Here is a 264-nt window from a genome sequence, read left to right as displayed (position 1 = left end):
AGGTGACGACACTCCAGTAATCCGTGGTTCAGCGCTGAAAGCACTGGAAGGCGAAGCTGAGTGGGAAGCGAAAATTGTTGAATTAGCAGAAGCACTGGATTCATACATCCCAGAACCAGAGCGTGCAATTGACAAGCCATTCCTGTTACCAATCGAAGACGTATTCTCAATCTCAGGCCGTGGTACAGTAGTAACAGGTCGTGTTGAGCGTGGTGTTGTTAAAGTTGGTGAAGAAGTTGAAATCGTTGGTATCAAACCAACAGT

At 46.6% G+C, this 264-nt stretch carries 1 pseudogene; it reads left to right on the top strand.

Annotated features, from left to right (window positions below):
- A pseudogene (tuf, locus tag ACNART_RS18015) lies at positions 1-264 on the top strand (elongation factor Tu); the annotation flags it as partial.

It is taken from the genome of Proteus sp. LHD240705 (genome assembly GCF_047921555.1).
Classification (GTDB): domain Bacteria; phylum Pseudomonadota; class Gammaproteobacteria; order Enterobacterales; family Enterobacteriaceae; genus Proteus.
The sequence above is the reverse complement of the archived record's forward strand: the minus strand, read 5'-3'. Positions and strand labels throughout refer to the sequence as shown.